The organism is Haemophilus sp. HMSC068C11, from assembly GCF_001815355.1.
Taxonomy (GTDB): Bacteria; Pseudomonadota; Gammaproteobacteria; order Enterobacterales; family Pasteurellaceae; genus Haemophilus_D.
Genome location: NZ_KV820361.1, coordinates 170,330 through 189,918 on the forward strand (window position 1 = coordinate 170,330; position 19,589 = coordinate 189,918).

The following is a 19,589-nucleotide window of genomic DNA, read 5'->3' on the forward strand; positions in this document are numbered from 1 at the left end:
GAAGGTTCGAATCCTTCACGACCCACCACTTTTATTTCGAAGAATTCCCAAATGGGTCGTTAGCTCAGTCGGTAGAGCAGCGGACTTTTAATCCGTTGGTCGAAGGTTCGAATCCTTCACGACCCACCATCTATTTAAAGATCATTATTTAACCGGTTGGGTTGTTAGCTCAGTTGGTAGAGCAGCGGACTCTTAATCCGTCGGTCGAGAGTTCGAGCCTCTCACAGCCCACCAGTCAACATCTTATTCCTCCTATTTGTTAAAAAATTTACAAAAAATTAAAATATTTTCAAAATTCTTGACTATATTTGGCGGTTATTATGGTAGAATATCCACAAATTTAAGTCGGGCATAAAATGTTACAAAATATTCGAATTGTTTTGGTTGAAACATCACATAGCGGGAACATCGGTTCAGCGGCGCGTGCGATGAAAACAATGGGATTATCCAATCTTTATTTGGTCTCACCAAAATCAGTGGATGAGCAATCTATTGCATTAGCAGCAGGTGCTGATGATGTCGTGCGTAATGCCCACATTGTTGATACTTTTGAACAAGCAATAGAAGATTGCTCATTAGTGATTGGTACGAGTGCAAGATTACGTCATTTACAGAGTACGCTTATTGAGCCAAGAGAGTGTGCAGAGAAAGCCAGTACACATCAAGGGCAAGTAGCGATCGTGTTTGGTCGTGAGCGTGTTGGGCTCACAAATGACGAATTACTTAAATGTCATTATCATTTAAATATCCCTGCTAACCCTGAATATTCTTCGCTTAATTTAGCGATGGCAGTACAGTTGGTAAGTTATGAAATGCGCATGGCATTTTTAACAAAAAATAAAACGGAAAGTACACTTTCAACGATAGAAGATATCTATCCAACAGCACAAGAAATGGAGTATTTTTTTGCTCATACGGAACAGGTGTATCAGTCTCTTGGTTTTATTCAAAATCAAGGGGTTATACAAAAGTTAAGACGACTTTATAACCGTTCTTCTCTAGAAAAAAATGAATTAAATATTTTGCGAGGAATGTTAAGTGCGATTGAAAAACGCCTTAATCTGCAAAAAGAGTAAAATTGACTATCATAGTCAGATAGGTAAACTACCTAGATGGCGATTTATAGGGATGCTTTATGAAACTAACATCTAAAGGACGATATGCGGTTACCGCAATTTTAGATATCGCATTACACGCAGGAACAAACCCAGTTTGTTTAGCGGATATCTCAGAACGTCAAAATATTTCACTTTCTTATCTTGAGCAATTATTTGCCAAATTGCGTCGAGGAGGATTAGTAAAAAGCGTTCGCGGCCCAGGTGGTGGCTATCGTTTAGCGTTACCAACTGATCAAATTTCTATCGGTATGGTGATTTCAGCCGTAAATGAGAACATTAATGTCACAAGATGCCTTGGTAAAGGAAATTGCAAAGGCGGAGTAGAGTGTTTAACTCATACATTATGGCAAGATTTAAGTGATCGCATTTCTGATTTTTTAGATGAGATTACATTAGCTGAGCTTGTAGAGAAAAAAGCTGGAAAGCATAAAGCTCACAAAGATTTTGATGACTTAATTGTAATCAACCAATAATGGGAAAGTAGATCAAAGTGCGGTCAAAATGATGGCATTTTTGGTAGTTATTTAGGAGTGAAAATGAAATTACCAATTTATTTAGATTATGCAGCAACATGTCCAGTTGATGAACGTGTGGCTAAAAAAATGATGGAATATTTAACCATTGATGGTGTATTCGGTAATCCAGCATCTCGTTCACATAAATTTGGCTGGCAAGCCGAAGAAGCTGTTGATATTGCACGTAATCAAATTGCGGATTTGATTGGCGCAGACTCACGTGAGATCGTATTTACTTCTGGCGCAACAGAAGCAGATAACCTTGCAATTAAAGGTGCAGCGCACTTTTATCAAACAAAAGGTAAGCACATTATTACTTGCAAAACTGAACACAAAGCCGTATTGGATACTTGTCGTCAGTTAGAGCGTGAAGGCTTTGAAGTCACCTATTTAGATCCAGAAGAAGATGGTTTAATCGATCTTGAGAAATTTAAAGCAGCATTGCGTCCAGACACAATTGTTGTGTCAATTATGCATGTGAATAATGAGATTGGCGTAATTCAAGATATTAAAGCAATTGGTGAGCTTTGCCGTGCAAACAAAACCATTTTCCACGTAGATGCAACACAAAGTGTCGGTAAAGTCGAAATCAATCTCGCGGAATTACAGGTTGATTTAATGTCAATGTCTAGCCACAAATTGTACGGACCAAAAGGGATTGGTGCATTATATGTATGTCGTAAACCGCGTGTTCGTTTAGAAGCGATTATCCATGGTGGTGGTCACGAGCGTGGTATGCGTTCAGGTACATTACCTGTACACCAAATCGTTGGTATGGGTGAAGCATATCGCATTGCAAAAGAAGAAATGGATACTGAAATACCACGTATCCGAGCATTGCGCGATCGTTTATACAATGGTCTTAAAGACATTGAAGAAACTTATGTAAATGGTTCAATGGAGCATCGTGTCGCAAATAATTTGAATATCAGCTTTAACTATGTTGAAGGTGAGTCGTTAATGATGGCATTACGTGATATCGCAGTATCTTCTGGTTCTGCTTGTACGTCTGCAAGTTTAGAGCCATCTTATGTATTACGTGCATTAGGTCGTAATGATGAATTGGCACATAGCTCAATTCGTTTCACGCTTGGTCGTTGGACCACTGAAGAAGAAATTGATTACACCATTAATTTAATGCATGGTGCAGTAGCGAAACTTCGTGAATTATCCCCACTTTGGGATATGTTCAAAGAAGGCATTGATTTAAACACTATTGAGTGGGCAGCCCACTAATTTTCAAGGCGGCTTGACCGCCTGATAGCAACTTATTTAGGAAAGGAAAAGAATATGGCATACAGCGAAAAAGTTATTGATCATTACGAAAATCCACGCAATGTTGGTTCAATGGACAAAAAAGATAATTCTGTGGGAACCGGCATGGTGGGTGCGCCAGCTTGCGGTGACGTTATGCAGTTACAAATCAAAGTAAATGACAGCGGCATTATTGAAGATGCAAAATTCAAAACTTATGGTTGTGGTTCTGCGATCGCTTCTAGCTCTTTAATTACCGAATGGGTAAAAGGCAAATCTTTAGATGAAGCGGGCGCAATTAAAAACAGTCAAATTGCGGAAGAACTTGAATTACCACCGGTAAAAGTTCACTGCTCAATTTTAGCAGAAGATGCAATTAAAGCCGCTATTGCTGACTATAAAAATAAACAAGGTAAGTAATCAAAGTGCGGTTGAAAATGACCGCACTTTATCAATTTAAGGATCAGAATATGTCTATAACACTCACTGAAAAAGCGGCGCAACGAGTTCGTACTTTTCTTGAAAATCGTGGAAAAGGCATCGGTTTACGCTTAGGTGTGAAAACATCAGGTTGTTCGGGTTTAGGCTATGTGCTTGAATTCGTTGATGTGCTCAATGATGACGATCTTGTTTTTGAGCAGCATGGCGTGAAAGTGGTAGTCGATCCAAAAAGCTTGGTTTATTTAGATGGCATTGAGCTAGATTATGTCAAAGAAGGCTTGAACGAAGGCTTTAAATATAACAATCCAAATGTGAAAGAATCATGTGGATGTGGTGAAAGTTTCCATGTTTAAGGAATAAAGATGACAGATCCTTTTGCTATTTTTGATTTGCCCGTTGCTTTCAATGTTGATCAAGTCCTTTTGTCTGAACGCTATTTAGTGCTTCAAAAGAGTTTGCATCCAGATAATTTTGTTACAGCAGATGCGCAAGAACAACGCATTGCAATGCAAAAGTCGACAGAAGTTAATGATGCATTAAAAACCTTGAAAGACCCAATTTTACGTGCGGAAGCAATTATTGCGTTAAATACGGGAGAAGCACAGGATTTAGAACAAAAGAGTACACAAGATGTCACATTTTTGATGCAGCAATTAGAATGGCGAGAAGAGCTCGAAAATATCGAGCTAAGCCAGGATGAGAATGCATTAGAATCCTTTGCGAAACGCGTTAAAAAAGAAACAAAAGAAATGTTGACCACACTTGAAGCACAACTTAATGAGCAACAATGGTCAACTGCAGCACAATTCTGCGATAAATTACGTTTTCTAAAAAAATTGGCGGATGAAATTAGCCAAGTAGAAGAACGTCTATTTGAATTATAATCTTGAGGGCGTTTAATACGCCCTTTTCGCTATTGATAAATGGGCTGCCGCCCTCATACTAATGAAACCCGATTATGCAAACTTTAGAACAACTGACTGATGCCTCAAAATCGGCTTGGGGAACCATTTCCCAATGGATTGAGTGTGCTCGTAATCATTGTGAGGCGATTAAAAAAGATCAATCTAGTGCAGAACGTGAGCTTTTCACCATGCAAATGCCAACGTCTTCTCCGATGGGCGCGGTAATTTATGAAACCGGTGGCATTTTAATCCATCATGGTTGGTTGCGTATATTGGGTTCAGGCAGTTTTAAATTGCCACGTGGATTAATGGATTGGAATTTCAGCAAATCCTTTAATCAATCAGGTGATAAACCGAAATATTTGCTCGTTGCAGACGATGTCATTGGAGGGTATTTTGCCTTAAATGGTGGTTCTTTAGGAGATAATCTCGGCAAGATTTACTATTTTTCACCGAAAGACTTAACTTGGCATGATTTAAATTTTACCTATACGGATTTCTTAGCTTGGGCATTAAATGGTGACATTGAAGCATTTTACCAAAATCTGTTTTGGCAAAATTGGCAAGAAGATGTAAAACAACTCGATGGTAACCACATGATTGTTTTTACACCAGAGCTTTCGGAAGATAAGACGACTGAGATTAATCAGCGTGAACGACGTGAAGTCAATATTGAAACGCATTACAATGCAAGTTTCACCGAACAAGATAAATTTGCGCAAGCTTATTCAGTCGCATAATCAGCTTTTAACGAATTAATTATTAGAGATAAAAAGAGATATGGCATTACTCCAAATTGCAGAGCCAGGACAAACGGCTGCACCCCATCAACATCGTCTTGCGGTAGGGATTGATTTAGGTACAACAAATTCTTTAGTTGCCGCAGTGCGTAGCGGTCAAGCCACCATTTTGAATGATGAACAAGACAGAAGCCTTGTGCCTTCAGTTGTGTATTATGGTGAAAATGAAAAACTTGTGGGTACCGAAGCATTTGCCAAAGCTGCAATTGATCCTAAAAATACGATTATTTCGGTTAAACGTTTGATTGGTCGTAGTCTTGCAGATGTGCAATCACGTTACACAAATTTACCCTATGAGTTTGTGGCAAGTGAAAATGGGTTGCCATTATTGGTGACACATCAAGGTAAAAAAAGCCCAATTGAAGTCTCTGCGGATATTTTATCTCGTTTAAATCATATTGCAGAACAACGACTTGCAGGTAAGCTTTCTGGCGTGGTGATTACCGTACCTGCCTATTTTGATGATGCTCAACGCCAAAGTACAAAAGATGCGGCACGTCTTGCAGGGTTAAATGTATTACGTTTATTAAATGAACCCACTGCTGCAGCAGTGGCTTATGGCTTAGATAGCGGAAAAGAAGGTGTCATTGCTGTTTATGACTTAGGTGGTGGTACCTTTGATATTTCGATTTTACGCTTATCCAAAGGCGTCTTTGAAGTCTTAGCAACAGGCGGAGATACAGCCTTAGGTGGTGATGATTTTGACCATTTAATTGCCGATTGGATTGTTGAACAAGCGGGTATTAAACCACAAAATGTCAATGAGCAACGTGAGCTTTTAAGTTTAGCCACACAAACTAAAATTGCCTTAACAAGTGCACAAAGTGCGGTCATTTCTTGGCGTGGATTTGAAGGTGAGTTAAGTCGTGAGCAATTCAATGAATTAATTCATTCATTGGTTAAACGTTCTTTATTAACCTGCCGTCGAGCATTGAAAGATGCGCATGTTGAAGCTGAAGATGTGCAAGAAGTGGTCATGGTGGGTGGCTCAACTCGCGTCCCTTATGTTCGTGAACAAGTGGGCGAATTCTTCGGTAAAACCCCATTAACATCGATTGATCCTGATAAAGTGGTCGCTTTAGGTGCGGCAATTCAAGCGGATATTTTAGTAGGCAACAAGAATGACAGTGATATGTTGTTACTCGATGTTGTGCCGCTTTCTTTAGGTATTGAAACCATGGGCGGTTTAGTGGAGAAAATCATTCCACGCAATACCACGATTCCAGTAGCTCGTGCACAAGAGTTTACTACCTTTAAAGATGGTCAAACTGCGATGACTGTACATGTGGTACAAGGAGAACGTGAGTTAGTGGATGATTGCCGTTCTTTAGGTCGTTTTACATTGCGTGGTATTCCACCAATGGTAGCAGGTGCCGCACATATTCGTGTGACTTATCAAGTGGATGCCGATGGCTTATTAAGTGTGACCGCGATGGAGAAATCCACTAAAGTCCAAGCATCGATTCAAATTAAGCCTTCTTATGGCTTAACGGATGAAGAAGTAACGGCAATGATTAAAGCTTCTTTTGATAATGCACAAGATGATATGCAAGCTCGTGAATTAGCCGAGCAGCGCGTTGAGGCTGATCGTGTGATTGATAGCGTAATTGTGGCATTGCAGCAAGATGGGGCAGACTTATTAACCGAATCTGAATTCCATCAAATTGAACATGCATTGAAACAATTAATGGATGTAAAAGAAGGTACAGATCGTCATGCGATTGCGCAGGGAATTAAAGCTCTTGATGTGGCAACTCAAGAATTTGCGGCAAGACGCATGAATAAATCTATTCATCAAGCGCTGACAGGTAAATCTGTATCAGATATTGAGCAGTAAAGTGCGGTTATAAATTAACGAGTTTTTATATTGAGGAAAGTAATATGCCAAAAGTGATTTTTTTACCGAATGAAGAATTCTGTCCAGAGGGTATGGTGGTTGATGCAGCAGCTGGAGATAACTTATTGGAAGTAGCACATAATGCAGGCGTTGAAATCCACCACGCTTGTGATGGTTCTTGTGCTTGTACAACATGCCATGTAGTTATTCGTGAAGGGTTTGATTCATTAAATGAAGCAAGCGATCAAGAAGAAGATATGTTAGATAAAGCCTGGGGCTTAGAAATGGATAGTCGTCTTTCTTGCCAATGTATCGTGGGCGATGAAGATTTAGTGGTGGAAATTCCTAAATATAATATTAACCATGCGAATGAGGCGGCTCACTAATGAAATGGACTGATGCACAACATATTGCAGAAGAGTTGTATGATCGTAATCCAGATTTAGATCCTAAAACGGTACGTTTCACGGATTTACATAAATGGATTTGCGAATTGGACGGTTTTGATGATGATCCAATGAAATCTAACGAGAGTATTCTTGAAGCGATTTTGTTGAAATGGTTAGATGAATACGAGTAATTGATGCGATTAATCAAGCGAGCTGAGAGGCTCGCTGTTTTGTTTTAAGAATTTACCCCAAAATAAAACCGCACTTTATTACTAAAGTGCGGTTATTTTTATCGTTGTTTTTAATTATTTTTTCTTCGCGTATTTCAAGGAGTCAATAGCAACTGCGAGGATGATAATGCTACCTTTAATGATATATTGCCAGTAAGGGTTTACACCGATGTAAGTTAAACCGTAGTTAATAACGGTGAAGATGATAACACCCGTGATTACGCCGATAACCGTACCCACACCACCAGCGAAAGATACACCACCTACTACGCAGGCAGCAATCGCATCTAATTCATACATGAAACCGAGGTTGTTGGTAGCACTACCGATACGGCCTGCTTCTAACATACCACCGAATGCATAGAACATACCTGCAATCATGTAAATCACAACAAGGTTACGCGCTACGTTTACGCCAGATACTTTTGCTGCTTCAGGGTTACCACCGATAGCAAAGATATTTTTACCGAAGCGTGTTTTATTCCACATTACCCATACTAAGAATGCACAAACTGCGGCATAAATAGTGATGTAGGATAATTTGAATGAACCGAGTCTGAAGAAGCCTTGTGCGAAGTTAGAGAAAGATTCGCTGAAGCCAGCAATTGGTGAACCCCCTACGCCATCATAATAAAGTGAGTTAAAACCGTAAACGATGATCATGGTACCCATGGTTGCAATGAACGGGGTTACATTGAGATAAGCGATAACTAAACCATTCACTAAGCCGATTACAGCACCTACTGCACAAACAGTCAGGATAACTACTGGAATAGGAATTTCACCTAAATCAGGGAACACGCGGTTCATGTTTTCCATTGATTGCAAGAGGGTAGCAGAAATAACCGCTGCTAAACCGACTTGGCGACCGGCAGATAAGTCGGTACCTTGAGTGATAAGCAAGCCTGCAACACCTAGGGCAATAATGAGACGGACGGATGATTGAGTTAAAATGTTACTAAAGTTGCGAACATTCAAGAATGTTGGATCTTGTGCGATGATGATGCCAAGTAAAATCAACAACACAAAATAAATCGCATTTTGTTTTAAGAAATCGAATGATTTATTTTTTGGTAAGGCACTCATAATTTGTTCCTTTATGATTTATAAATATTTTGCGGCAAGTTGCAAAATTTCTTCTTGAGACGTTTTTGCCGTTTCAACGATGCCGGCAACACGACCGTTGCTCATGACCAAAATTCGGTCAGTTACGCCTAATAATTCAGGCATTTCTGATGAAATCATGATGATGCCTTTATCTTTTTTAGCGAGTTCTTGAATGAGCTGATAAATTTCAAATTTTGCCCCAATATCAATACCACGAGTTGGTTCATCGAGCATTAAGATATCTGGTTGGGTTAAAAGCCAACGACCGATAATCACTTTTTGTTGGTTACCACCAGAAAGCGAGCCAATCGTTGTTTTGTGAGAAGGTGTTTTTACGTTCATCGCATCAATCACCCACTGTGTATCGCTTGCCATTTTTTTGTTGCTGAGCAATTTCCAAGGGGTGAGGTAAGATTTCATATTTGAAATCAAAGAGTTGAATTCAATACTTAGGTTTGAATAAATCCCGGTTGAACGACGTTCTTCAGTTACCAAAGCAAAACCGTGATTAATCGCCTCAAGTGCGGTATGATTTTTCACGATTTTTCCGTTGAGCTTAATCGTCCCTTCTTTTAATTCACGCACACCAAAAATCGCTTCCACAATATCGGTTCGTTTTGCACCAACAAGACCTGCAATACCTAAAATTTCACCTTTGCGTAAATTAAAGGAAACATCTTGAATAGAAGGTTGGTTCACCGCAGTTAAATGTTCCACTTCAAGTGTGATTTCTTTTGGTACGTTAGTTCTTTCAGGGAAACGTTGTGTTAATTCACGGCCTACCATCATTGAAACAATTTCTTCCATGGTGGTGCCTTTAACTTGAACAGTATTGATCCATTTACCATCACGAAGAATGGTGATTTCATCACAAATTTTAAAGATTTCATCCATTTTGTGTGAAATATAGATAATGCCACAACCGCGATCTTTTAATTTTTGAATAATTTTGAAAAGATGTTCCACTTCTTTTTCTGAAAGTGAGGATGTTGGCTCATCCATAATTACGATTTTAGCGTTATAAGAGAACGCTTTCGCAATTTCGATCATCTGCATTTGTGAAACGGAAAGTTTGGCCACTTTTTCTTTTGGATCAACATCAATATCCAATTCATCGAAAATAGCTTTGGTATCACGATACATTTTGGCGTGATCCACAAAAGGACCTTTAAGTGGGTAGCGACCCAACCATAAGTTATCCATTACACTGGTTTGACGCACCAAGTTAAGTTCTTGGTGAACCATTGAAATCCCATTTTCAAGGGCTTCTTTTGATGTTTTAAAATCAACAGGTTTGCCTAAGAATAAAATTTCACCTTCGTCTTTTGCATAAATTCCGAAGAGGCATTTTAATAATGTAGATTTACCCGCCCCGTTTTCGCCCATCAAGGCGTGAACAGAGTGAGAACGAACTGTTAGATTGGCGTGATCAAGGGCTTTTACACCGGGGAAAGACTTACTGACATCCGTCATTGTCAGTAGTACATCACTGTCTTGGGTTTGAGTTGTCATATCCAACCTCATCAAAAAGGGGGAAAGGGAATTTGGGTTTCCTTTCCCCCTAAAATTAAAGAAAAGCAATAGATTTTCTTATTTTAAGAATTCACTTAGGTTATCTTTATCTACACCAACATAAGGGATACGTACCACACGGTTTTCTAATTTCCATTGTGTACCTTCTGTTGCTGCTTTACCGTTAGCAAGGTTTGCAGAAAGTTGAACAACTGCTTTACCTTGGTTAACACCATCGTTTAACACAGTACCAGCAATTTCGCCTTTCTTAACTAATTGAAGCACTTCTGGTAATGCATCTACACCAAAGATTGGTAATTTTTTACCGTGTGCTTTGGTTGCTTCTAATGCACCTAATGCCATACCGTCATTATTTGAAATAATCATTTCAATTTCGTTAGCTTTAGAGCTAGATAACCATGCATCCACTTTATCTTTTGCCATTGCTGCATCCCACATACCGGTATCAATAAATAATTGTTCGGTAGGAATACCTTTAGCATTTAATTGCTCAATCACATATTTAGTACGTGCTTCAGCATCTGGGTGGCCTGGTTCACCTTTTAATAATACATATTGGATTTTACCGTCTTTGTTTAAGTCTAAGGCAGGCATTGCTTTCCATTGTTTTGCAATTAAATCACCTTGGATTAAACCAGATTCTTTCGGGTCTGTACCAACATAGTAAGCGTGATCGTAGCTACCAATTGCTTTAGCACCTGGATCTTTATTGAAGAAAACAACAGGAATGTCATCTTGTTTCGCTTTGTTGATAACAGTTGAAGCTGCTGCTGGGTCTACTAAGTTAATCGCTAAAGCTTTTACACCTTTAGAAAGCAAACCATCTACTTGGTCATTTTGAATAGATTGTGCATTTTGAGAGTCATTCATTAATAACTCAATGCCGCCAAGCGCTTTCGCTTCTTTATCGATTTCTTTACGCATTAATGACATGAAGTTGTCATCATATTTATAAATGGTAACACCAATACGGTTATCGGCTGCGAAACCTGAAGTTGCTGAACCTAAACCGATTGCTAAAGCGACCGCACTTAATACTGCTGTTTTTTTCATAAAAACGCTCCTATGTAGAGAAAGAGATTTTATTGTTGATTTTTTATATATCAAATAAGGAATGTTGCGTACATCTATTGCAACTGAATGCATCATAACGAAATCAAAACTGTTAATCTGTGATCAAACTCACATAAATGAAAACGATTACATAGCAATGTTTAAATTTGTGATCTCTATCACGGTTTTATTGCATTTTCTACGGAAAAACGTCTCACCAATGTTGGATTAAATTGCACAACAGTCGGTGTGACAATAGACGAATCGACTAAACTTAACGCTAGTTTTGCCGCATAATTTGCCATTAAATCAATTGGATATCTAATTGTAGTGAGTTTGGGGATTAAATATCGAGCAATCGGCATATCATCAAATCCCACAATGGAAAATTGTTTCGGGACTTTGATATTGTTTTCATTTAAAACAGAAATTGCACCCGCTGCCATGGTATCGTTATAGGCCACCACAGCGGTTAAATTGGAGTTGTAGCTTAATAAATCAATCATGGCTTTTTCACCACCTTCAAAATCAGGCGAATTATGCACAATAGCTTGTTCTACAATGGGGAAGTTATGCGTTTCTAAGGCCTCTAAGTAGCCTTCCTTGCGCTCAGTTTCATCTAAGATGCCGTGATTGGAACCAATATAGGCGATGTGCTTATGGCCATAACGAATCAGCATTTCAGTGGCAAGATAGGTACCTTGGCGGTTATCAAGGCTGACGCAACGATTTTCATAACCCGCAATCACGCGGTTAATTACCACCATACCAGGTACATTTTCTAAATAATGCTGTAACTCTTCGTCAGAAAGGGCTTTGGAATGAACGACCAGACAGCTGCAACGCTTGCGTAGCAAGGTATCAATGGCTTCACGCTCTTTTTCTGCATGATGGTATCCAATGCCGATCAAAATCGTTTTTTGATGCTCTTCAGCGACTTTATCGACCGATTTAACCAAGATAGCAAAGAACGGATCCGTTACATCGGTAACCACCACGCCAATGGTATCAGTATTTTGTACTGCCAGAGCTTGTGCGTTTGCATTGGGTTGATAATTTAAGACTTCCATCGCGCGTTGTACCGAGTAACGGGTTTTTTCACTCACAGATGGGGAGCGATTAATCACCCGGGAAACAGTGGCAACCGACACGCAAGCTAATTCAGCAACATCTCGAATTGTAGGCATAACAGGGCTCTCATTCATTTTTTCATACTAATTATCATAGTAAATTTGAATAAAATTGAAAGCGGTTACTTTCAAAAATGCTACATTCGTCACAAAAAACTGATTGGATGAGCGGCTTATTTCCTGATTTTGTGATAATGATCACGGTTTATTTTTTTTAATTTGTTATCTTATGAGAAAATTTTTTGTAATCGTTTACATTTTGGAGCAAAAATATGAGCGAAACCGTATTTGAACCGACAGATCATCCACATCGTCGTTATAATCCATTAATTGACCAATGGGTTTTAGTCTCGCCACATCGTGCTAAACGTCCATGGCAGGGGCAACAAGAAAAAGTGAGTGAGGAACAAAAGCCAAGCCACGATCCAAATTGTTATCTTTGCCCGCGTAATAAACGTATCACTGGCGAACCTAATCCGGATTACCATAAACCTTATGTATTCAAAAATGATTTCTCGGCTTTATTAGAAGATACACCAGCGCCAGAGCAATCAGCCGATCCTCTTTTCCAAATGAGCCAAGCTCGTGGTGAAAGCCGTGTTATTTGTTTTTCACCAGATCACAGCAAAACCTTGCCATTATTGACCGCACTTGAAATTGAAGAAGTGATTAAAGTGTGGCAAGAACAATTGCGTGAACTGGGGCAAAAATATCAGTGGGTACAGATTTTCGAAAATAAAGGCGCGGCAATGGGATGTTCCAATCCACATCCGCACGGACAAATCTGGGCAAATAGCTTTTTACCGAATGAAGTTGCACGTGAAGATGTTGCTCAACGAAATTATTATGAAAAACACGGTTCTGTCCTTTTAGTGGATTATGTTCAAAAAGAATTAGAGAAAAAAGAACGTATTGTGGTGGAAACCGAGCATTGGGTTGCGGTAGTGCCTTATTGGGCTGTGTGGCCGTTTGAAACCTTGTTATTGCCAAAAGTGCATGTCAAACGCTTAACAGAATTAACCGATGCTCAAGCTAAAGATCTTGCTGTGATATTGAAAAAATTGGCAACGAAATACGATAACTTATTTGAAACTTCTTTCCCTTATTCAATGGGTTTCCATGCAGCGCCATTTAATGGAGAAGATAACGAACATTGGCAGCTTCACGCGCATTTTTATCCACCATTGTTGCGTTCTGCTACGGTTCGCAAATTTATGGTGGGCTATGAAATGCTAGGTGAAAGCCAGCGAGACCTCACCGCTGAACAAGCAGCAGAAAGATTACGTGCGTTAAGCGAAGTACATTATAAAGAACGTTAAGAAACCCTTTCCCTCTTGAGTTAAGAGGGAGTGTGAAAGATAAAGGAAAATAATATGACTCCAGTCCAAAAATCCCAACACATTTTTACGCAAAAATATAACAAGCAACCTGAACTGACAGTGTATGCGCCAGGTCGTGTGAACATTATCGGCGAACATACCGACTACAATGATGGCTTTGTGATGCCTTGTGCAATCAATTATGGTACAGCCATTGCGGGATCAAAACGTGCTGATCATATTTGGAATGTTTATGCCGCAGATCTTGATCTTGAGGATACCTTTTCTCTTGATGAAGATTTCCCTCAAAGTGAGCAAAAATGGGCAAATTATGTGCGTGGTGTGGTGAAATTTATTCAAGAACGTTACCCACAATTTAAACAAGGTGCTGATTTAGTGATTTCTGGAAATGTACCACATTCTTCTGGTTTGAGTTCTTCTGCTGCGCTTGAAGTAGCGACGGGTAAGTTCTGCCAACAACTCAGTGATTTACCTTTAACACATACAGAAATTGCTTTAATTGGTCAAAAAGCTGAAAACAAATTTGTAGGCGCAAATTGCGGAAACATGGATCAATTAATTTCTGCTTTAGGACAAAAAGATCATCTCTTAATGATTGATTGCCGTAGCTTAGAAACACAGCCAACGCCTGTGCCGAAAGATGTCGCTGTTATCATTGTGAACTCAAATGTACCCCATGATTTAGTGACGGGTGAATACAATACACGCCGTTGGCAATGTGAAAAAGCGGCAGAATTCTTTGGTGTGAAAGCGTTGCGTGATGTGTCAGTAGAAGAATTCCAAAAAAGAGAAGCAGAATTGACCGCACTTAATTCTTTAGTGGCTAAACGTGCACGTCATGTGGTGACTGAAAACCAACGCGTACTTGATGCCGTTGAAGCCTTAAAACATAACGATTTAACAAAATTAGGCGAGTTAATGGGGCAATCTCATGAGTCCATGCGTGATGATTTCGAGATTACCGTGCCACAAATCGATTATCTTGTTGAACTTGCTCAATTAGTGATCGGTAAAACTGGTGGCGCAAGAATGACAGGTGGTGGTTTCGGTGGTTGCATTGTTGCCCTTGCACCTCATGATAAAGTTGAAGAAGTGCGTAAAATTATTGCCGATAATTATGAGAAACAAACGGGTTTAAAAGAAGATTTCTACGTTTGCACAGCCTCACAAGGAGTGAGTCTATGCTAGAAAAAACGGCGTTCAATGCACCAGATGGACAGCCTTATCAACTTGTTCAACTTACCAATTCAAATGGCATGACCGTGCAATTTATGGATTGGGGAGCGACTTGGCTTTCTTGCAAAGTCCCGGTGAATGGGGAGTTGCGAGAAGTGTTACTCGGCTGCAAAGGGGAGGATTATCCTCATCAAACTGCTTATTTGGGTGCAAGCGTAGGACGTTATGCAAATCGTATCGCTAACGCCCAATTTGAATTGGGTAAACGAACAATCCAGCTGGTCGCTAATCAAGGCAAACATCAATTACATGGTGGCAAAGAAGGCTTTGATAAACGTCGTTGGAAAGTCGAAGAGTGCGGTCAGAATTTTGTGCGTTTTTCCCTTGTGTCTCCCGATGGTGATCAAGGTTTTGAAGGTAATGTACAAGTTAATGTACTTTACACGCTGAGCGATGAAAATAGCGTAAAAATTGAATACGAAGCCGAAAGTGATAAAGATACCGCGCTGAACTTAACAAACCACGCTTATTTCAATTTGGAAAATGCTGAGCAGGGTAGTGATGTGAGAAATCATACACTACGCCTTAATGCGGATTTCTATTTACCGGTTGATGGTGAAGGCATCCCAAATTCACCACTTAAACATGTGGTGAATACCAGCTTTGATTTTCGTGTGGCAAAACTAATCGCACAAGATTTCCAACAAGGCGATCAAGTGGTAACAAAAGGTTACGATCAGTCCTTTATCGTCAATAAAGCATGGCAAAAGCCTTGTGTATTATTGACTTCCCCTAATGAAGATTTAAGCCTTGAAGTGCTCACATCCCAAGCTGCGTTACAGGTTTATACGGGAAACTATCTTGCCGGCACTCCAACTCGTGAAGGTGGTACTTATCAAGATTTTAGCGGCATAGCCCTTGAAACCCAATGCCTTCCCGATACCCCAAACCACCCTGAGTGGCAGAATTATGGTGGTATTCAAAAAGCTGGTGAACGCTATTACCAGTGGACTGAATTTAGGTTTAAATAGGTAATCCTTGAAAAGGAAAGTGCGGTTAAAAATAACGGTGTTTTTAACCGCACTTTGTTTTTAGTATTATTAACTAGCTCCTACATTAAATTGTTCTCAAACAAAGACTATTAAAGTTGATTTTGATGAAACTAGAATAAAAAATAGTGAGGCACATAAAATCGTAAATAATTTAGATGTAAATTCACATTATGAATTAAGTAACGGTATAAAATTTAAAACTAATGATTACGGTTATGTTGGAGAAATTTGGTAATGTTGGAGGGTATATTCAAGCTTGTAGATATAGAGGAACAGGTAACCGCTATAATTTATTTCCACAAAATAGAAATTTAAATAATTCAGTTTATAAAGCATATTATTGAAAATATCGTAAAAAAAGTTGTTGATACAGGTACAGTATTAGATGTTGTAATTAAATTTGAGCGATCAACACCTAACTCACCTAGACCAGATAAACTGAGAGTTACGATTGGGGTAGAAGGTAGTAAGTATAGATATGTTAATGTATTTAAAAACCAGTATGGTGGAGGTAAATAAATGCAAAAGCAATTTGATTTGTTAAATGAAATCTGTTCAATATTTTTTTCAGCACCTGAAAAATTTGATTCATTAGAATATGAATATAAATTTAATCCTGAGGAGAATTGGGTTGGAGCAAAACTAGGGACTATGTTTCAAGGAAAAGTTGTATATCTAACATTAGCTGAACAGGATGAAGATAGAATCGCGGATTTATGTCAGCAATTGCACGATGAAATGCAAAACCATACTAGTGGTGATTGGCGAAAGTTTATTTTAACGCTCAATGAGAAAGGAGAAGCAAAAACACAATTTATCTATGATATTCAGTCTTGTATGGATGATATTTTAAAAGATGAAATTTCATAACTAGCAAAGTTGGGAAGAACCCCGAATATTTTATGTTTTTTGCTTATTCGTAAGTGTGAACCTTTAGTTCCACTCCAATACTAATTTATGAAATATCTGTGCGATATATAATTAGAAGTATCTAAGTATCAAGTGCGGTCAATTTTTTAGTGAGTTAAAAAACTTCTTAGAAATTAACCGCACTTTATTTTCAGCCATTTAGCTTAAGTTTTTTGCGATTTTTGTCAAAATATGCTACTTTTTACGCAGTCAATCCTACAGTAACACATTTAATTTTATGAACGAAGAACATTCGAGTAATCAAACTGAAACAACTAAAAAATCTTTTTTCCAATCACTTATTGGCCGCTTTTTCCAAGGTGAGCTGAAAAATCGTGAAGAACTCGTGGAAGTGATTCGCGATTCTGAACAAAACGATTTAATCGATCAAAACACTCGCGAGATGATTGAAGGGGTAATGGAAATCGCGGAGCTTCGTGTGCGCGATATCATGATTCCACGCTCGCAAATTGTATTTATTGAATCGAATCAAGATCTCGATGCCTGTTTGAATACGATTATAGAATCTGCTCACTCGCGTTTTCCTGTGATTGCAGATACGGATGACCGCGATAATATTGAAGGTATTTTGCACGCAAAAGATTTGCTTAAGTTTTTACGTGAAGATGCGGAAGAGTTCGAACTGTCCAAGTTGTTACGTCCAGTTGTGATTGTGCCGGAAAGTAAACGTGTCGATCGTATGTTAAAAGATTTTCGTTCTGAGCGTTTCCATATGGCGATCGTGGTGGATGAGTTTGGTGCGGTATCAGGTTTGGTGACTATCGAAGATATTCTCGAACAAATTGTGGGTGATATTGAAGACGAGTTCGATGAGGAAGATGTCGCCGATATTCGTCAGCTTTCTCGTCATACTTATGCGGTGCGTGCACTAACAGATATTGATGATTTTAATGCGCAATTTAATACGCATTTTGATGATGAAGAAGTGGATACCATTGGCGGTTTGATTATGCAAGCCTTTGGTTATTTGCCTAAACGTGGTGAAGAAATCACCTTAGAAAATATTCAGTTTAAGGTGACTTCTGCCGATAGTCGTCGTTTAATTCAGGTACGCGTAACCGTGCCAGATGAGCATTTATCGGATATGGAAGGCGTGGAAGAACAAGCTGAATAAGTTGTTCAGTCTAATCATATTCTTAGCCCCCTCTTTGCTGAAGAGGGGGAATGTTTTTTTATAGTATTGATAAAATGAATAAATTAGTCGTTTATCTTATAGCCCTGATTTCTGGTGTGATTGGCGTATTTGCTTTTTCGCCGTTTGATTATTGGGGATTAGCCTACGTCTCGTTGGTCGGCTTACTTTTTGTGGCGAAAAATGCTAAAAAATCAACCGCACTTTTGGCCACCTTTTTGTGGTCGATGGGCTTTTTTTGTTTTGGTGTAAGTTGGTTAAATGTCAGTATTCATCAATTTGGTGGCGCTTCTCTAGGCGTGAGTTATCTCTTGGTGGGCTTACTTTCGGCTTACCTTGCACTTTATCCAATGCTTTTCACTTATTTAGTGCAACGTTTTCAGGTGCAAAGTGCGGTTATTTTTGCCGCGATTTGGACATTGACTGAATTCTTGCGTGGTTGGGTGTTTACCGGTTTTCCTTGGTTACAATTTGGTTATACCCAAATCGACAGTCCATTTTACGGGATTGCGCCGATCTTTGGTGTCACGGGGATGACATTCTTTACCGTTTGGGTAAGTGCGGTCATTTTTAATCTTGTTTCTTCACTATCGAAAAAACAATGGAATTTAGTCGGCGTGAATGCATTGCTATTGTTGGTTGTGGGCGGATTAAGTGCTTATGCCGGTAAGGTGAATTTTGTTCAACCCAAAGAAGATAAAGGGCTCACCGTTACACTTGCACAAGGTAATATTGAGCAAAATTTAAAATGGGATCCTGAATACCTTTATGCCACGGTAGACATCTATCAAAAACAAATTTTGGCACATTTAGGCAAGTCTGATTTGATTATTTTGCCTGAGTCGGCATTGCCAACTTTGGAAAATGCGATTACGCCATTTTTTGAAGCGTTAGATAAGGTCGCGAAAGAGAAAAACACGGAAGTGATGATTGGCACCGTGTATCGTGATGAGCAAAGCGGTAAATTATTAAATTCCATTGTAACGGCAGGGAATCCTGATTTTCCTTATGAGTTGACGACAAAAAATCGTTATAGCAAACATCATCTCGTGCCATTTGGTGAGTACGTGCCGCTAGAAAGTTTGTTACGTCCACTTAACTCGGTATTTAATTTACCAATGTCTGCGTTCCAAAGTGGTGATGCGGTACAGCCATCATTTATGGCAAAACAACATGCTTTTGCACCGGCTATTTGTTATGAAATTATTTTTGGTGAGCAACTTCGTGAAAATCTGAAAAAAGAAACCGATTATTTGCTGACCATTTCCAATGATGCCTGGTTTGGTGATAGCATTGGCCCTTGGCAGCATTTACAAATGGCTAGAATGCGCGCTCTTGAATTAGGTAAACCATTAATTCGTGCAACCAATACGGGGATTTCAGTGTTTATTGATGCAAAGGGTGATATTGAAGCGCAAGCACCTCAATTTGAGGAAACCACGCTGACCCATAAAATGGTGCCAACAGAAGGCAAAACGCCTTATGCAGCATTAGGCAATTTACCTATTTATGTGTTGTCATTGATTTTTGTGTTATTACGTGGCTTGACGACGTTATTAAAACGCCGCTTGAACCTTTCACAAAAATAGCAGTCAAAACGACCGCACTTTTTTAACATGAGAGAAAAATAAATTTCTTCTTATAAAA

Annotated in this window: 20 protein-coding genes and 2 tRNA genes; 18 read left to right on the forward strand and 4 right to left on the reverse strand. The window is 39.1% G+C overall.

All coding sequences use genetic code 11. The annotated features are described in order from the left end of the window. Positions 1-53: 53 nt before the first annotated feature. From HMPREF3020_RS04620 to iscX, 12 genes are all read left to right on the forward strand, one after another. Positions 54-129 (forward strand) — tRNA-Lys (locus HMPREF3020_RS04620). A gap of 29 nt (positions 130-158) precedes the next feature. Further along, positions 159-234, forward strand: a tRNA-Lys gene (locus tag HMPREF3020_RS04625). 122 nt (positions 235-356) lie between these two features. Beyond that, positions 357-1,076 (forward strand): tRNA (cytosine(32)/uridine(32)-2'-O)-methyltransferase TrmJ, encoded by a 720-nt coding sequence (gene trmJ / locus HMPREF3020_RS04630; protein ID WP_070775704.1) that lies wholly within the window; start codon positions 357-359, stop codon positions 1,074-1,076. 59 nt (positions 1,077-1,135) lie between these two features. Further along, on the forward strand, positions 1,136-1,591 hold the full coding sequence (gene iscR / locus HMPREF3020_RS04635) for a Fe-S cluster assembly transcriptional regulator IscR (RefSeq protein WP_049364500.1): 456 nt from the start codon (positions 1,136-1,138) through the stop codon (positions 1,589-1,591). A 63-nt stretch (positions 1,592-1,654) separates the two neighbouring features. Further along, a complete protein-coding gene (locus HMPREF3020_RS04640) occupies positions 1,655-2,869 on the forward strand; it encodes an IscS subfamily cysteine desulfurase (protein WP_049381928.1) in 1,215 nt (404 codons plus the stop codon). Between the two features lie 54 nt (positions 2,870-2,923). Continuing rightward, positions 2,924-3,307 carry a Fe-S cluster assembly scaffold IscU gene (gene iscU, locus HMPREF3020_RS04645; RefSeq protein ID WP_005696665.1) on the forward strand — a complete coding sequence of 128 codons (384 nt, stop codon included), beginning with the start codon at positions 2,924-2,926 and terminating at the stop codon, positions 3,305-3,307. 50 nt (positions 3,308-3,357) lie between these two features. Then, positions 3,358-3,681 (forward strand): iron-sulfur cluster assembly protein IscA, encoded by a 324-nt coding sequence (gene iscA, locus HMPREF3020_RS04650; RefSeq protein WP_032822628.1) that lies wholly within the window; start codon positions 3,358-3,360, stop codon positions 3,679-3,681. Between the two features lie 9 nt (positions 3,682-3,690). Continuing rightward, positions 3,691-4,212, forward strand: a complete 522-nt coding sequence (gene hscB, locus HMPREF3020_RS04655) for a Fe-S protein assembly co-chaperone HscB (RefSeq protein ID WP_070775705.1) — start codon at positions 3,691-3,693, stop codon at positions 4,210-4,212. A 74-nt stretch (positions 4,213-4,286) separates the two neighbouring features. Next, a complete protein-coding gene (locus HMPREF3020_RS04660; protein WP_070775706.1) occupies positions 4,287-4,973 on the forward strand; it encodes a DUF2625 domain-containing protein in 687 nt (228 codons plus the stop codon). Positions 4,974-5,013: 40 nt separating this feature from the next. After that, a complete protein-coding gene (hscA, locus tag HMPREF3020_RS04665) occupies positions 5,014-6,870 on the forward strand; it encodes a Fe-S protein assembly chaperone HscA (RefSeq protein WP_070775707.1) in 1,857 nt (618 codons plus the stop codon). Between the two features lie 44 nt (positions 6,871-6,914). Then, entirely contained in the window at positions 6,915-7,256 is a 342-nt protein-coding gene (gene fdx / locus HMPREF3020_RS04670) for an ISC system 2Fe-2S type ferredoxin (protein ID WP_049364506.1), read from the forward strand. Beyond that, complete coding sequence (gene iscX / locus HMPREF3020_RS04675) at positions 7,256-7,450, forward strand: Fe-S cluster assembly protein IscX (RefSeq protein WP_070775708.1); 195 nt, start codon at positions 7,256-7,258, stop codon at positions 7,448-7,450. The genes fdx and iscX overlap by 1 nt, the downstream gene beginning before the upstream one ends. Before the next feature lie 114 nt (positions 7,451-7,564). On the opposite strand, the gene mglC is transcribed toward iscX, so the two are convergent. From mglC to HMPREF3020_RS04695, 4 genes are all read right to left on the reverse strand, one after another. Continuing rightward, complete coding sequence (gene mglC, locus HMPREF3020_RS04680; protein ID WP_070775709.1) at positions 7,565-8,575, reverse strand: galactose/methyl galactoside ABC transporter permease MglC; 1,011 nt, start codon at positions 8,573-8,575, stop codon at positions 7,565-7,567. An 18-nt stretch (positions 8,576-8,593) separates the two neighbouring features. Beyond that, positions 8,594-10,108 (reverse strand): galactose/methyl galactoside ABC transporter ATP-binding protein MglA, encoded by a 1,515-nt coding sequence (mglA, locus tag HMPREF3020_RS04685; RefSeq protein ID WP_070775710.1) that lies wholly within the window; start codon positions 10,106-10,108, stop codon positions 8,594-8,596. 78 nt (positions 10,109-10,186) lie between these two features. Continuing rightward, a complete protein-coding gene (gene mglB, locus HMPREF3020_RS04690; protein WP_070775711.1) occupies positions 10,187-11,182 on the reverse strand; it encodes a galactose/glucose ABC transporter substrate-binding protein MglB in 996 nt (331 codons plus the stop codon). A 179-nt stretch (positions 11,183-11,361) separates the two neighbouring features. After that, positions 11,362-12,369: a substrate-binding domain-containing protein gene (locus HMPREF3020_RS04695; protein ID WP_049384359.1), complete on the reverse strand. Its 1,008-nt coding sequence runs from the start codon at positions 12,367-12,369 to the stop codon at positions 11,362-11,364. 215 nt (positions 12,370-12,584) lie between these two features. On the opposite strand from HMPREF3020_RS04695, the gene galT reads away from it, so the two are divergent. The 6 genes from galT (at position 12,585) to lnt (ending at position 19,531) form a co-directional block, all read left to right on the forward strand. After that, positions 12,585-13,631, forward strand: coding sequence for a galactose-1-phosphate uridylyltransferase (galT, locus tag HMPREF3020_RS04700; protein ID WP_049366730.1), 1,047 nt, complete (start codon positions 12,585-12,587; stop codon positions 13,629-13,631). Positions 13,632-13,685: 54 nt separating this feature from the next. Then, positions 13,686-14,840 carry a galactokinase gene (gene galK, locus HMPREF3020_RS04705; protein WP_070775712.1) on the forward strand — a complete coding sequence of 385 codons (1,155 nt, stop codon included), beginning with the start codon at positions 13,686-13,688 and terminating at the stop codon, positions 14,838-14,840. After that, on the forward strand, positions 14,834-15,859 hold the full coding sequence (gene galM / locus HMPREF3020_RS04710) for a galactose-1-epimerase (RefSeq protein ID WP_070775713.1): 1,026 nt from the start codon (positions 14,834-14,836) through the stop codon (positions 15,857-15,859). Before galK ends, galM begins: the two co-directional genes overlap by 7 nt. A 540-nt stretch (positions 15,860-16,399) precedes the next feature. Beyond that, entirely contained in the window at positions 16,400-16,750 is a 351-nt protein-coding gene (locus HMPREF3020_RS04715; protein WP_070775714.1) for a hypothetical protein, read from the forward strand. 277 nt (positions 16,751-17,027) lie between these two features. Then, positions 17,028-17,924 (forward strand): CNNM family magnesium/cobalt transport protein CorC, encoded by an 897-nt coding sequence (gene corC / locus HMPREF3020_RS04720; RefSeq protein WP_014064936.1) that lies wholly within the window; start codon positions 17,028-17,030, stop codon positions 17,922-17,924. 74 nt (positions 17,925-17,998) lie between these two features. Next, positions 17,999-19,531, forward strand: a complete 1,533-nt coding sequence (gene lnt / locus HMPREF3020_RS04725) for an apolipoprotein N-acyltransferase (protein WP_070775823.1) — start codon at positions 17,999-18,001, stop codon at positions 19,529-19,531. Positions 19,532-19,589 lie beyond the last annotated feature (58 nt).